Origin of the sequence: Neobacillus niacini (genome assembly GCF_048572935.1) — a bacterium.
Classification (GTDB): Bacteria; Bacillota; Bacilli; order Bacillales; family Cytobacillaceae; genus Neobacillus; species Neobacillus niacini.
In genome coordinates, this window is the sequence record NZ_CP183883.1 from 2,247,501 (window position 1) to 2,261,572 (window position 14,072).

7 protein-coding genes, 21 tRNA genes and 1 rRNA gene are annotated in these 14,072 nt (G+C 39.2%); 28 read left to right on the forward strand and 1 reads right to left on the reverse strand.

The window, feature by feature from the left end:
• Positions 1–34: 34 nt before the first annotated feature.
• From rrf to ACN6MT_RS10725, 27 genes are all read left to right on the forward strand, one after another.
• Positions 35–151 (forward strand): 5S ribosomal RNA (rrf, locus tag ACN6MT_RS10595).
• A gap of 10 nt (positions 152–161) precedes the next feature.
• Positions 162–237: transfer RNA gene (locus ACN6MT_RS10600), tRNA-Val, on the forward strand.
• A gap of 59 nt (positions 238–296) precedes the next feature.
• Positions 297–372 (forward strand) — tRNA-Thr (locus ACN6MT_RS10605).
• 70 nt (positions 373–442) lie between these two features.
• A tRNA-Lys gene (locus ACN6MT_RS10610) sits at positions 443–518 on the forward strand.
• Between the two features lie 41 nt (positions 519–559).
• Positions 560–644, forward strand: a tRNA-Leu gene (locus tag ACN6MT_RS10615).
• A 27-nt stretch (positions 645–671) separates the two neighbouring features.
• Positions 672–746, forward strand: a tRNA-Gly gene (locus ACN6MT_RS10620).
• Positions 747–755: 9 nt separating this feature from the next.
• Positions 756–844: transfer RNA gene (locus ACN6MT_RS10625), tRNA-Leu, on the forward strand.
• A 26-nt stretch (positions 845–870) separates the two neighbouring features.
• Positions 871–947 (forward strand) — tRNA-Arg (locus ACN6MT_RS10630).
• 7 nt (positions 948–954) lie between these two features.
• Positions 955–1,031, forward strand: a tRNA-Pro gene (locus ACN6MT_RS10635).
• 19 nt (positions 1,032–1,050) lie between these two features.
• Positions 1,051–1,126: transfer RNA gene (locus tag ACN6MT_RS10640), tRNA-Ala, on the forward strand.
• Positions 1,127–1,155: 29 nt separating this feature from the next.
• Positions 1,156–1,232: transfer RNA gene (locus ACN6MT_RS10645), tRNA-Met, on the forward strand.
• Positions 1,233–1,300: 68 nt separating this feature from the next.
• Positions 1,301–1,377 (forward strand) — tRNA-Ile (locus ACN6MT_RS10650).
• Positions 1,378–1,392: 15 nt separating this feature from the next.
• Positions 1,393–1,485: transfer RNA gene (locus ACN6MT_RS10655), tRNA-Ser, on the forward strand.
• Between the two features lie 120 nt (positions 1,486–1,605).
• Positions 1,606–1,679 (forward strand) — tRNA-Met (locus tag ACN6MT_RS10660).
• 42 nt (positions 1,680–1,721) lie between these two features.
• A tRNA-Asp gene (locus tag ACN6MT_RS10665) sits at positions 1,722–1,798 on the forward strand.
• Between the two features lie 26 nt (positions 1,799–1,824).
• Positions 1,825–1,900: transfer RNA gene (locus ACN6MT_RS10670), tRNA-Phe, on the forward strand.
• Between the two features lie 24 nt (positions 1,901–1,924).
• A tRNA-His gene (locus ACN6MT_RS10675) sits at positions 1,925–2,000 on the forward strand.
• Positions 2,001–2,018: 18 nt separating this feature from the next.
• Positions 2,019–2,092: transfer RNA gene (locus tag ACN6MT_RS10680), tRNA-Gly, on the forward strand.
• Between the two features lie 6 nt (positions 2,093–2,098).
• A tRNA-Ile gene (locus ACN6MT_RS10685) sits at positions 2,099–2,175 on the forward strand.
• A gap of 61 nt (positions 2,176–2,236) precedes the next feature.
• Positions 2,237–2,311, forward strand: a tRNA-Asn gene (locus tag ACN6MT_RS10690).
• A gap of 7 nt (positions 2,312–2,318) precedes the next feature.
• Positions 2,319–2,409: transfer RNA gene (locus ACN6MT_RS10695), tRNA-Ser, on the forward strand.
• A 9-nt stretch (positions 2,410–2,418) separates the two neighbouring features.
• Positions 2,419–2,490 (forward strand) — tRNA-Glu (locus tag ACN6MT_RS10700).
• A 925-nt stretch (positions 2,491–3,415) separates the two neighbouring features.
• On the forward strand, positions 3,416–5,362 hold the full coding sequence (gene glgB / locus ACN6MT_RS10705) for a 1,4-alpha-glucan branching protein GlgB (RefSeq protein WP_419955838.1): 1,947 nt from the start codon (positions 3,416–3,418) through the stop codon (positions 5,360–5,362).
• Positions 5,304–6,452, forward strand: a complete 1,149-nt coding sequence (locus tag ACN6MT_RS10710; protein WP_419955839.1) for a glucose-1-phosphate adenylyltransferase — start codon at positions 5,304–5,306, stop codon at positions 6,450–6,452. Before glgB ends, ACN6MT_RS10710 begins: the two co-directional genes overlap by 59 nt.
• A 16-nt stretch (positions 6,453–6,468) precedes the next feature.
• On the forward strand, positions 6,469–7,500 hold the full coding sequence (locus tag ACN6MT_RS10715) for a sugar phosphate nucleotidyltransferase (protein ID WP_419955840.1): 1,032 nt from the start codon (positions 6,469–6,471) through the stop codon (positions 7,498–7,500).
• On the forward strand, positions 7,497–8,945 hold the full coding sequence (gene glgA, locus ACN6MT_RS10720) for a glycogen synthase GlgA (RefSeq protein WP_419955841.1): 1,449 nt from the start codon (positions 7,497–7,499) through the stop codon (positions 8,943–8,945). Before ACN6MT_RS10715 ends, glgA begins: the two co-directional genes overlap by 4 nt.
• Positions 8,935–11,328 carry a glycogen/starch/alpha-glucan phosphorylase gene (locus ACN6MT_RS10725; RefSeq protein WP_419955842.1) on the forward strand — a complete coding sequence of 798 codons (2,394 nt, stop codon included), beginning with the start codon at positions 8,935–8,937 and terminating at the stop codon, positions 11,326–11,328. The genes glgA and ACN6MT_RS10725 overlap by 11 nt, the downstream gene beginning before the upstream one ends.
• Positions 11,329–11,368: 40 nt before the next feature.
• On the opposite strand, the gene ACN6MT_RS10730 is transcribed toward ACN6MT_RS10725, so the two are convergent.
• Positions 11,369–12,307 (reverse strand): 1,4-dihydroxy-2-naphthoate polyprenyltransferase, encoded by a 939-nt coding sequence (locus ACN6MT_RS10730; protein WP_419955843.1) that lies wholly within the window; start codon positions 12,305–12,307, stop codon positions 11,369–11,371.
• Between the two features lie 363 nt (positions 12,308–12,670).
• Between ACN6MT_RS10730 and ACN6MT_RS10735 the strand changes: the two genes are divergently transcribed.
• Complete coding sequence (locus tag ACN6MT_RS10735; protein WP_419955844.1) at positions 12,671–14,071, forward strand: isochorismate synthase; 1,401 nt, start codon at positions 12,671–12,673, stop codon at positions 14,069–14,071.
• Position 14,072: the final 1 nt, after the last annotated feature.

A 14,072-nucleotide genomic window follows, 5' to 3' on the forward strand; every position in this document is an offset into this window, starting at 1 on the left:
GACATTATAATAGATTTTGTCTTTGAGAAAATAGTCTGGTAATAATGGCGAGAAGGTCACACCCGTTCCCATACCGAACACGGAAGTTAAGCTTCTCAGCGCCGATGGTAGTTGGGACAAGCGTCCCTGTGAGAGTAGGACATTGCCAGGCTGTACTATATGGAGGATTAGCTCAGCTGGGAGAGCATCTGCCTTACAAGCAGAGGGTCGGCGGTTCGATCCCGTCATCCTCCACCAAAGTTTTTTGCGAAGTAAATAACCAAAGTTTTTTGCAAAGTAAATAACTTTCCATATGTGCCGGGGTAGCTCAATTGGTAGAGCAACTGACTTGTAATCAGTAGGTTGGGGGTTCAAGTCCTCTCGCCGGCACCATGCTTTACTTCCTTGATTATTCAATGGCAGCAGCAAAGAATATTACTTATCATATAAGTACCAATTATATGAGCCATTAGCTCAGTTGGTAGAGCATCTGACTTTTAATCAGAGGGTCGAAGGTTCGAGTCCTTCATGGCTCACCAAGTTTTTTCACAATAGTGAAAGTAGCTTTCCATTTTAATTTGCGGGTGTGGCGGAATTGGCAGACGCACCAGACTTAGGATCTGGCGCCGCAAGGCGTGGGGGTTCGACTCCCTTCACCCGCACCATATTACCTAATAATTAAAACGTTAAATGCGGAAGTAGTTCAGTGGTAGAACACCACCTTGCCAAGGTGGGGGTCGCGGGTTCGAATCCCGTCTTCCGCTCCAAAGAAAGTTGCCGGGGTGGCGGAACTGGCAGACGCACAGGACTTAAAATCCTGCGGTAGGTGACTACCGTACCGGTTCGATTCCGGTCCTCGGCACCATTTTAATAACAGATTAGTAAAGAAATGCGCCCGTAGCTCAATTGGATAGAGTGTCTGACTACGGATCAGAAGGTTATGGGTTCGACTCCTTTCGGGCGCGCCATATTTTACGGGAAGTAGCTCAGCTTGGTAGAGCACTTGGTTTGGGACCAAGGGGTCGCAGGTTCGAATCCTGTCTTCCCGACCATTCTTCTTAAACATAATTTGGGGCCTTAGCTCAGCTGGGAGAGCGCCTGCTTTGCACGCAGGAGGTCAGCGGTTCGATCCCGCTAGGCTCCACCAAGTTATTTTCAGGGTTATTTTCTATATTTGGCGGTGTAGCTCAGCTGGCTAGAGCGTACGGTTCATACCCGTAAGGTCGGGGGTTCGATCCCCTCCGCCGCTACCAAGTATTTTTATGAAGTAAAAATACAAAAGTTTTTTTGCACAGCAAAATAACTAAAAATACCTCAATTTGGACCTTTAGCTCAGCTGGTTAGAGCAGACGGCTCATAACCGTCCGGTCGTAGGTTCGAGTCCTACAAGGTCCACCAGTAATTTTATAATATGGAGGAATACCCAAGTCCGGCTGAAGGGATCGGTCTTGAAAACCGACAGGCGGGTTAAACCGCGCGGGGGTTCGAATCCCTCTTCCTCCGCCATATTATTACTTCAGCAACGAGCGTTACTTCAATGATTTAACCTCGAATTGTATTAGTCAAGCCGTAGCTTAATAAGCTTTCTGAGATTGATACAAAATGCATTGAAACACTTTTTATTGTCGCGGGGTGGAGCAGTCTGGTAGCTCGTCGGGCTCATAACCCGAAGGTCGCAGGTTCAAATCCTGTCCCCGCAATTAAGGTTAGTTATTTTCAAGAAAAACACTTGAAAAAACCTTGGTCTGGTAGTTCAGTTGGTTAGAATGCCTGCCTGTCACGCAGGAGGTCGCGGGTTCGAGTCCCGTCCAGACCGCCATTTTTATTGAGATGGCAAAATAAAGTGGCTCAGTAGCTCAGTCGGTAGAGCAAAGGACTGAAAATCCTTGTGTCGGCGGTTCGATTCCGTCCTGAGCCACCATTTATGTAATATTCTAATATTATGGCGATTGTGGCGAAGTGGTTAACGCACCTGATTGTGGTTCAGGCATTCGTGGGTTCGATTCCCATCAGTCGCCCCATGTATCATTTTATTTTCTGCGGGTGTAGTTTAGTGGTAAAACCTCAGCCTTCCAAGCTGATGTTGTGAGTTCGATTCTCATCACCCGCTCCAATTTATGGGCCTATAGCTCAGCTGGTTAGAGCGCACGCCTGATAAGCGTGAGGTCGATGGTTCGAGTCCATTTAGGCCCACCAGAATTTTTTGCGAAGCAAAATTATTAGAATTTTTTTTGAAAGAAAACTAACTTTCTATTATTCCGCAGTAGCTCAGTGGTAGAGCTATCGGCTGTTAACCGATCGGTCGTAGGTTCGAGTCCTACCTGCGGAGCCATTTTTATGGGGAAGTACTCAAGAGGCTGAAGAGGCGCCCCTGCTAAGGGTGTAGGTCGGGTAACCGGCGCGAGGGTTCAAATCCCTCCTTCTCCGCCATAATTATTTGGCCCCTTGGTCAAGCGGTTAAGACACCGCCCTTTCACGGCGGTAACACGGGTTCGAATCCCGTAGGGGTCATACAAAAAGGCTGATGATAAACTTATCATCAGTTTTTTTGTGCTTATTTTTATCAGACAAATGACGGCAGCACTGTGAATAAGTTATTCTTCTAGGTTAGTTCCTTCATTCAGTGCTGTAGAACCTTCACTTATTTCTTATACCAAGATAGACAGCATTTGATCCACTGTGATATCAGGATGAATTAAATCCTGCCTGTTTCTTTCTATCACTATCTGTTCTACTATTTGTTCTGCTCCATTGCTTAAACCTCTTTATAAAAGGTGATCAAATCCACTTGGTAATATAGGCAGGATTCAAGGCTGTCCTGTGCTGTTATCCCATAATGTGAGCCAATCTGTTCTATTGTTTGTATTACTGCCTAGGATCTTAAACCTGTTAGTTCTCAATGGCCTTCATTGCCCAAACCTCTCCTTAATCAAATTGCTCGTTCCCTTACCTGTAAGATATCATGCTGCTTAAGATTTAATTGTGCCAATCATCTACATTTTGCCCTACCCAAATCCCGGTGTTATATAAGAAAAAAAACAAAACAATCCTTTAAAATACGAATAGCTTGTTCTACATCTAGGGAGGCATTTTCCATGGTTAATTACTATTTTAGGATAATATTTTTCTTTTCTTTGCTACTAGGAAAAACCTTGATAACGCTTACATTCGCTGCATATTTAGCACTTTTACTTGGCAAAGTTTCTTATAAATCAAATAATATTTTTTACTCAAAAAACCAAAAAAACTTTATATATTTTTGTCGATTAATGAAGGATTTCTTGCCAATTCTTGTCGAAAGGTGTTGAAAAAAACAGGAAAATGACGGTCTGTATATTTTATTGTCAGAAAAGATAAAAAAGTTTTACAAGGCTTATTTGTAATTTGCACTTATAATTAACCCTTGAAATACATTTTCACAAGGATGAGGTTAATAATGGCAGTGAATACGTTATATCCAACAGACTATCAGTTGCATTTATTTCATGAGGGGAACCTTTTTCAAAGTCACCAGCTGTTCGGAGCACACGTCTTTAAAGAATCAGACAAAGTATATACGCGATTTTGTGTGTGGGCTCCTAACGCCAACAAAGTGAGGCTGGTCGGAAATTTCAATAACTGGAATGGAGAAGGTTACGATTTACATAGGGTAAACAATGAAGGTGTATGGATTATTGTCATTAATCAGGACCTGAATGGCTGCCTCTATAAGTATGAAATAATTACAGCACAAAATGAAAGACTTTTAAAATCGGATCCTTATGCATTTTATTCTGAACTGCGGCCAAATACCGCTTCCATCGTTTATTCTTTGAGAAATTACGATTGGCAGGATAATCATTGGATGCACCGAAAGCAAAAAAGAAACTTCTTATCTGAACCACAGATCATTTATGAGGTGCATTTTGGTTCATGGAAAAAACATGAGAATGGTGATTTTTTAACATATAAGGAAATGGCTGAAGTACTCATACCTTATGTGCTTGAACATGGATTTACACATATTGAATTATTACCTCTTATCGAGCACCCCTTTGACGGATCTTGGGGATATCAGGGTACTGGATACTTTTCAGCAACCTCCCGCTACGGCACACCAAAGGACTTCATGTACTTTGTAGATCAATGTCATCAGAATGGAATTGGCGTAATACTTGATTGGGTGCCGGGTCACTTTTGTAAGGATTCACATGGTTTATACCGTTTTGATGGTTCACATATTTATTCTTACGAAACAGAAAGTGACAGGGAAAATCATGTTTGGGGTACAGCGAACTTTGACCTTGGAAAAGGAGAGGTGCAAAGTTTCCTCATCTCAAATGCATTCTTTTGGATAGATTACTTCCATATTGATGGGTTTAGGATGGACGCCGTTGCAAACATCATATATTGGCCGAATTCAGTTGAAAACCTTGAAAACCCATTTGGGATAGACTTTCTAAAAAAATTGAATATAGAAGTTCATCAGTACGATCCAACTTTTGTCATGATTGGAGAGGATTCAACAGATTTCCCTAATGTTACTGCACCGGTCCATTATGGTGGATTAGGCTTCGATTATAAATGGAATATGGGCTGGATGAATGACATTTTAAAATATATGGAAACTCCTCCATTTGCACGCTCAAGTGTTCATACGAAAGTAACTTTTTCGATTCTTTATGCCTTTTCAGAAAACTTTATGCTCCCATTTTCACATGATGAAGTTGTCCATGGTAAAAAGTCACTGTTAGATAAAATGCCGGGTGATTATTGGGAAAAGTTCGCACAGCTGCGCATGCTTCTAGGATATATGTTCGCTCATCCTGGAAAGAATCTTTTATTTATGGGATTTGAACTGGGTCAGTTTGCAGAATGGAAAGACAAAGAACAGTTAGATTGGAACCTGTTAGATTATGAAATGCACCAGAATGTAAATCAATATGTTAAACAATTAACAAAACTCTATAAACGATCTAAAGCGATGTATGAACTAGACCATATGCATGAAGGTTTTGAATGGATTGATTGTAATAACTATAGCCAATCGGTCTTCTCGTTTATTCGAAAAGGAAAAGCCGAAAATGATTATTTGGTTATTATTTGCAATTTTACGGGTATACACTATCCGGAATATAAGATTGGTGTACCTGCTCAAGGCGAGTTTCGTGAAATATTTAATAGTGACGATGCAGACTTTGGCGGTGCTGGCTTTATTAATAAAAAAACATTTATGGCTGAAGAAGAGCCATTTCATGGAAGACCATATTCCGTTAATGTGACGATACCGCCTTTTGGCTTTCAGATCATTCGACCGGTGAAAAAACGAAAGGAGAGAAAAGGTAATGGGAAAGAAAAAGTGCGTGGCAATGCTATTGGCAGGAGGGAAAGGAAGCAGACTTAACTCACTTACGAAGGATTTGGCAAAGCCTGCTGTTCCTTTTGGAGGAAAGTACAGAATCATTGATTTTCCATTAAGCAATTGTGCTAATTCAGGTATTGATACAGTCGGAGTCTTAACTCAATATCAACCGTTGCTATTAAACTCGTATATAGGTATTGGCAGTGCTTGGGACCTTGACCGAAAAGATGGGGGCGTAACGGTTTTACCTCCATATGCTGAGACTTCTGAGGTAAAATGGTATACCGGAACTGCGAGTGCTATTTATCAAAACCTAAATTATTTAAAACAATACCAGCCTGAATATGTATTAATTCTCTCAGGTGATCATATTTACAAAATGAACTATGAAAGCATGCTTGAGTATCACATAGAAAAACGAGCTGATGTAACGATTTCTTTAATTGAAGTTCCTTGGGCGGAAGCAAGCCGTTTTGGGATTATGAATACAAACGAGGATTTAAGAATAACAGAGTTTGAGGAGAAGCCAGCAGAGCCAAAGAATAATCTAGCTTCGATGGGCATTTATATTTTTAGCTGGAATATACTGAAGGAATATCTTGAGATGGACGCTAGAAATAGTAAATCCTCCCACGATTTTGGTAAAGACATCATTCCAACTTTATTAGATGAAAATAAAAAGTTATATGCCTATCCTTTTAAAGGCTATTGGAAAGATGTTGGTACAGTCAAGAGTCTTTGGGAAGCAAATATGGATCTATTAAATGACGAATGTGATTTAGATCTATTTGATCACGATTGGAGAATCTATTCTGTCAATCCTAATCAACCCCCTCAGTATATCTCTCCTGAAGCAATAGTTAAGGAGTCACTAATTAATGAAGGCTGTACCATTGAAGGGGAAATTGATAATTCTGTTTTATTTCAAGGGGTTAGTGTTGGTAAAGGATCCATTATAAAGGAATCTGTAATCATGCCAGATGCTGTAATTGGTGAGAACGTTAAGATTGAAAAAGCGATCGTTCCAAGTGACGCTGTTATTCCAGATGGAACCGTAATACGTTCATTTGATGATGAAATTATTCTTGTTACAGAAGAAATGTTAAGTGGGATATATCCTGCTTTTAAATAAACGGGAGGGACTTGTATTGCAAAGAAAATTATTAGGTGTTATTGACGCCACCACATACCATGATGATTTAGAAGAGCTTTTGACCCATCGCTCACTCGCAGCCCTGCCTTTTGCAGGACGTTATCGTATTATCGATTTTGTACTTTCTAATATGGTGAATTCAGGAATTCAAAGTGTAGCCATCTTTCCTAAAATGATGTATCGTTCGTTAATGGATCACCTTGGATCGGGGAAGAATTGGGATTTAAATCGCAAACGTGATGGACTTTTCTTTTTTCCAACTCCCGTGGTTGATTCAGATATAAATAAAATTGGTTCTTTTGAAAACTTTGCAGCAAACTTGGATTTCTTTTACCGCAGTTCTCAAGAGTACTCTTTAATTACCAATTGTTATACCGTTTTCAATATGGATTTTGCACCATTGTTAGAATGGCATATGCATTCAGGGTGTGATATTACCGAAATATTCCATGAAAATGGGACTCCTATGAAGATGTATTTAGTGAAAACCTCTTTACTTGTTAAATTAATTGAAACAAGAAATGAAACTGGGTATACATGCATGAAAGATGTCGTTTTAGACTCTGAACATTTCTACTCCATTTGCCGCTATGAATATTCCGGATATGCGGTAATGATCAACTCTATTCAAAACTATTTTTCTACTAGTTTAAATTTATTAAATTCCGATGTCTGGAAGCAATTGTTTATAAAAGAACACCCCATCCTGACAAAGGTAAAAGATGAGCCGCCAACACGTTATTTAAAGGGCTCAACTGTCCAAAATGCCATGATTGCGAATGGCTGCTTAATAAATGGCTCAGTTGAAAATAGTATTATCTCCAGGGGCGTTAAAATTGGTAAAGGGGCAGTTATTAAGAATTGCATTATCATGCAAAAATGTGTAATTGAAGATAATTGCTACCTGGATTCCGTTATTTTAGACAAAGACGTAAAGGTAGAGGCGGGTACAATTCTAACAGGTACTGCCAGGGATCCTTATGTTGTACGGAAAGGAACTAAACAAGGAGCTCTGATGAAATCGTGAAAGTATTATTTGCAGTATCAGAATGTGGACCATTTGCGAAATCTGGGGGGCTAGCAGACGTTGCAGGCTCCCTGCCTAAGGAATTAAAAAGTCTTGGTACGGATGTAAGAGTTATCATGCCTAAATATGGTACTATTGCCGATGAATTTAAGGCGGATATGGTAAAAATTAAAGAATTTACTGTACCTGTTGGCTGGAGAAATCAATATTGCGGTATAGAAGAGCTTTCCTATGAGGGAGTAACCTATTACTTTGTTGATAATGAGTATTATTTTAAACGCGAAGGATTTTATGGCTATTATGATGATGGCGAGAGATTCGCTTATTTTAATCGAGCTGTGTTGGAAGCGCTGGAACATCTTGATTTTTATCCAGATGTACTGCATTGCCATGATTGGCATACAGCTATGATTCCTTTTTTATTAAGAATGGAGTATTACAAGCGAAAAGGCTACGGACTTATTCGTACGGTTTTCACTATCCATAATTTACAATTTCAAGGGATTTTCCCAAGAGAGGCGCTTTCTGACTTGCTGGGATTAGATTGGGGAGCATTTAACCCTGAAAATTTAGAATTCTTTGGCTGTATTAATTTCATGAAGGGTGCTCTTGTAGCAGCTGACGAAATTACAACAGTGAGCCCAACCTATAAACAAGAAATCCAAACGCCTGTATATGGTGAGAAATTGGACGGTCTCTTAAGAACAAGAGAAGAAGATCTTGTTGGGATTGTAAATGGTATCGATGATAAATTCTATAATCCTGCCGATGATTCCCTAATCTATAAAACGTACAACAGTAATAATCTTGAAGGTAAAGCAATAAATAAAAGTGAAGTCCAAAAATTCTTTGGGCTGCCACAAAAACCGAATACACCGCTAATGGTGATGATTACTCGGCTGACAAAACAAAAGGGATTAGATCTCGTTAAGTGTGTTCTAAATGATATTCTTCATGAAGATATTCAAATGGTGGTTCTAGGGACAGGGGACTATGCTTATGAGGAGTATTTACGCCATGCAGCAAGCTCTTATCCAGATAAATTAAAGGTTCACATCGGTTTTAGTGAGGGACTTGCTCACAAGCTATATGCTGCGGCAGACCTGTTTCTAATGCCATCCTTATTTGAACCATGTGGTCTTGGTCAATTAATCGCTATGAGATACGGTGCGGTGCCAATTGTACGTGAAACAGGCGGGCTAAATGATACTGTACAATCTTGGAATGAAACTACCAATGAGGGAAATGGTTTTTCTTTTAAGAATTTTAATGCCCATGACATGTTATATACGATTAGAAGGGCATTACGCTTTTATCATGATCCCGAGTGGGAAACAATCGTTCAAAAAGCAATGAAAAAAGATAATAGCTGGGCCCAGTCTGCATTTAAGTATAATCAGCTGTATGCAGAGCTGATCTCGAGGAGTGAAACCCATGTTTTCTAATACAACAGAGTTTAAGGATACTTTTTTAAAGAGGTTGAATATGGTATGCGGTAAGAGCTTTTCAGAAAGCTCAGAGCGTGATCATTATCAAACACTTGGTATTATGATTCGTGAATTTGTTAGCCATGATTGGATTAAAACGAATGAACGATACCTTGCTGCAAAGGGAAAACAAGTCTATTATCTTTCAATAGAATATTTATTAGGAAAGCTCCTTAGGCAAAATCTAATTAATTTGGGAATCGAAGAAACAGTACAAGTTGGTCTTAGAGAACTTGGTATCGATTTGAGTAACCTAGAGGAATTAGAAAGTGATGCAGGATTGGGAAATGGCGGCTTAGGTAGATTAGCCGCTTGTTTTCTTGACTCTCTTGCTTCCCTAAATCTCCCCGGACACGGTCATGGAATCCGCTATAAACATGGACTATTTGAACAGAAGATTGTCGATGGATATCAAGTCGAACTTCCGGAGCAATGGCTCAGAAGCGGGAATGTTTGGGAAGTTCGCAAGGCTGACTTAGCGGTTAAAATACCTTTTTGGGGTAAGGTGGAAGGAAGAACAGAGAATGGCCGTCTAGTGTTTCAACATTTGAATGCAGAATCCGTTACTGCAGTCCCACATGATATGCCTGTTATTGGATATAACTCTGAAACAGTTAATACACTTAGATTATGGAATGCAGAGCCATCTCAATTCCCTATTCATGAAGACATTTTAAAGTACAAACGGGAAACAGAATTAGTCTCAGAATTCCTATACCCGGATGATACACATGATGAAGGGAAAATACTGCGGCTAAAGCAGCAATATTTTTTAGTATCTGCAAGTATTCAGTCCATCATCAAAACGTATCGAAAGCAACACGGAAACTTGAAGGAACTTCACCAACATGTCTGCATTCATATTAATGATACCCACCCAGTTTTAGCAATCCCTGAACTAATGAGAATCTTAATTGATGAGGAAGGATTTGATTGGGATCTTGCCTGGTATATAACAAGGCATACGATTTCCTATACAAACCATACGACCTTATCTGAAGCATTGGAAAAATGGCCCATTCGGATTTTTCAGCCGTTATTACCACGAATTTATATGATTGTAGAAGAAATAAATGAACGGTTTTGCGGAGATTTGTGGGATAAATACACAGGAGATTGGGATAAGATTGCACGGCTCGCAATCATCGCTGATGGATTTGTAAAAATGGCTCATTTAGCTATAGTGGGGAGCTTTAGTGTTAACGGGGTTGCAAAGCTCCATACAGAAATTCTAAAGACTCGTGAAATGAATCAATTTTATCAATTGTTTCCAGAGAAATTTAATAATAAAACGAATGGAATTGCCCATCGCCGCTGGCTGCTGAAAGGGAATCCAGAATTATCAAACCTAATTACTGATTCGATTGGTTCTTCATGGACTCAATCACCTGCGGACTTAATTCAATTGCTAAACTATCAACATGATTCATCCTTCATGGAACAGCTATTGAAAATAAAAAGGGATAATAAGGAACGACTTTCTGAAGTAATCCAGAGTAAGAATGGGATTGTTGTGGACTCCTCTGCTATCTTTGATGTGCAAGTAAAGCGCCTGCATGCCTATAAAAGACAGCTTCTAAAGGTATTACATATCATGTATCTTTATAATCGAATTAAAGAGGATTCTAGTTTTTCTATGGTTCCAAGAGTATTCATTTTTGGTGCCAAGGCGTCGCCTGGTTATTACTATGCAAAGAAAATTATTAAGCTCATTAATACGGTAGCAGAAAAGGTTAACAATGACCCATTTATAGGCGATAAAATGAAAGTGGTTTTTCTTGAAAATTATCGCGTTTCGCTCGCAGAAAAAGTCTTTCCGGCAGCTGATTTAAGTGAACAAATTTCTACAGCGAGTAAAGAAGCCTCTGGTACTGGTAACATGAAGTTTATGATTAATGGGGCACTTACAGTAGGAACAATGGATGGGGCAAATATTGAAATTCATGAATTGGTCGGAGATGAGAACATCTTTACCTTCGGACTTTCTGCGGATGAGGTCCTACACTTTTACCAGCATGGAGGCTATCAATCGATTGAATATTATCACCATGACAGCCGTATCCGCCAAGCTGTTGACCAGCTCGTAAATGGATTTTTCCCTGGTGTTTATAACGAATTTGAACCGATTTTTGACTCATTGCTGGAGGAAAATGACCAATACTTTGTACTAAAGGATTTTGCTTCCTATGCGGACACTCAAAAGTTAATTGGTGAGACCTTTAGGGACCAGCAAGTCTGGCAAAAGAAGTGTCTAGTTAATATTGCTCACGCAGGTTATTTTTCAAGCGATCGGACAATCAAAGAGTATGCGGACCATATTTGGGGAATTAAGCCTCTATAATAAAAAGCATCTGCTGTTAAATAGCAGATGCTTTTATCAATTAAGAAACAAAGTGTCCAAGGAAAATCCCAATGGCTAGTAAAAAGCCAAAGATTGTATTGGTTTGTGCTGTTGCTTTCATAGCAGGAGCCATTTGGATGGGAGAAACACCCGCTTTAAAACCTTTAATTGCCTTCATTGCTTTAGGAATACTAAGAACTACGAGCAGCGTCCAAATGGGAGCAACATTTGTAATGATTAGACCTGCTATCCAAAGAAATGAAAAAACGAACATATAACCCATTAAGGTTACTGCTTTGTTTTTTCCTATTAAAATGGCTAGTGTTTTGCGGCCATTTTCTTTATCGCCTTCTAAATCCCTAATGTTATTAGAAAAATTAATCGCACCAACAAGAACTAAAATAGGCACTGAGATTAAGACGCTGTAGGTTGTTACAGTTCCAGTTTGTATGAAAAATGAAATTAAAATAATTAACATACCCATAAAGAACCCTGCAAAAATCTCTCCAAATGGTGTATATGCAATTGGATAAGGCCCGCCTGTATATAAATAGCCGACTGCCATACAAACAAGCCCAAGAATTGCCAGCCACCAGCTAGTACTCATACAAATATATACCCCAATCAATAAGGCAATTCCATAGAGGCTTAGTGCGATTTGCATTACCGTTTTCGGCTTAATTCCATCACGAACAATTGAACCGCCAATTCCGATGGAGTGCTCATTGTCGAGTCCTCGTTTATAATCATAATACTCATTGAACATATTAGTAGCTGCTTGGATTAATAAACTTGCGATTAACATCGCAAAGAAAAGACCGAAATGTATCTCTCCATGTGTTAATGAAAGTGCTGTACCTAACAAAACTGGGACGAATGAAGCAGTTAACGTATGAGGACGGGTCATTTGCCACCAAACCTGAAAACCACGATTCGATTCAACAGCAGGCTTTGACGTATGCTGTAAATTTGGCTGCATTGTTTTCTCTCCCTTGTATGAAATTTTTTCTATTATCTATAGTAAAATCATTAAATTATACGATTATTGTCTAAAGATTGTCCAAACCTTAGTTTAGGGAATTTGGCAACTGCAGTCAATTATTTTTTATTAGTGAATTTAGTAGATAATTCCTGCTTGGTTAGTAATGAGTTTTTGGAGGGAAAATGAAATAAACGAATGTAAATCAAATACAACCCTGCGCGGAAGGAATTAAGATATAATAAGATAGTCATGAGTATACTTAGTGACAAGTATTACTGACTTCTTTACAATAAGGTAGTATGTTAATTAGGCATAAAAATGAATGGATGACAGTCACTTGACTGTTTTGGAGGGATTTTTTTGGTTACCATTCAGGAAACGGAATTGAAGGACAGAGGGATATCGGCAGTCCAGTCTGCTCAAAAACTAGGTCGCCCCATTTTAATTAGCGAAGTTCATAAAATGGACAGAATTGATCCTATATCCTTTTTCAATGTCGGAAGAGAGCGCTATCTTGGGGAACGTTTCTATTGGAAAGACCCATCAGAAGAGGTTGTGCTTATTGGCATTGGCATAACAAAACAAATTCAGTCGGATCAGGCTACTGACCGCTTTTTTCATGTTGAAGAAGAGTGGAAGAAATTTTTAACCGATAGTTTAATCTTTAACCCATTCAATAAAAATGGGTTAGGACCTGTGATGTTTGGCGGTTTTTCCTTTGATCCACTTAAAGCAAAAACACCGCTGTGGTCTAAATACGCTGATTCTCTATTTCATGTTCCAAAATATATGTTAACAATTGTTAAGGGACAAACGTATTTAACGACGAATATTGTTTGTACCCCAAATGATGATTATACACTTTTTGAAAAAGTAATAACGGAGCGAACACAGCTCCTTGCATCACTAAAAGAAAATACTGACTTTATACCAGCTAAACTTCTCGAAATGAAAGAAATTTTACCTCTGCAGTGGAAACAGACTGTGGATGATGTGGTAGAGGATTTGAAAACCGGTTCACTGAAGAAGGTAGTACTAGCACGCGAATTAAGATTATTCTTTGATCATCCCGTTAAAGCAGATGTTATTCTTGAAAATTTATACAATCAACAACGAGATAGCTTTATCTTTGCTTTTGAATCCAACGGAGATTGTTTTATTGGTGCTACACCTGAAAGACTTGTGAAAAAACAAGGGGAAAATGTGTTCTCAACCTGTCTGGCAGGTTCGATTAGACGCGGTAAAAACGAAGAAGAAGACAATAAGTTAGGGCAAACATTACTAAATGATCAGAAAAACCTTAATGAACACGGATTTGTGGTTGAAATGATTAAGGAAGCATTAGAGGAATCATGTGAGGAAATTATCCTTCCAGATAAGCCTCAATTAATGAAAATCCGGGACATTCAACATCTTTATACACCGGTTATTGGTAAATGCCAAAAGGATGCTTCGCTGCTTTTGTTAGTAGAGAGACTACACCCAACTCCTGCTTTAGGGGGTCTTCCTAAACAAGAAGCTGTTGAAAAAATTAGGCAGGTAGAAGTGCTAGACCGTGGTTTTTATGCTTCTCCGCTGGGCTGGGTGGATTATCGAGGAAATGGCGAGTTTTCTGTTTCTATTCGTTCTGGTCTCATTCAAGGAAAAGAGGCTTCATTATTTGCTGGCTGCGGTGTTGTTGCGAATTCTGACTCAGAAAGTGAATACCTGGAAACAAGCTTAAAATTTAGGCCGATGCTTCGCGCACTTGGAGGAAATTAAT

Coding starts and splice junctions, on each gene's coding strand:
- glgB (WP_419955838.1), top strand. CDS start 3,416: ATGGCAGTGAATACGTTATATCCAACAGACTATCAGTTGCATTTATTT.
- ACN6MT_RS10710 (WP_419955839.1), top strand. CDS start 5,304: ATGGGAAAGAAAAAGTGCGTGGCAATGCTATTGGCAGGAGGGAAAGGA.
- ACN6MT_RS10725 (WP_419955842.1), top strand. CDS start 8,935: ATGTTTTCTAATACAACAGAGTTTAAGGATACTTTTTTAAAGAGGTTG.
- ACN6MT_RS10730 (WP_419955843.1), bottom strand. CDS start 12,307: ATGCAGCCAAATTTACAGCATACGTCAAAGCCTGCTGTTGAATCGAAT.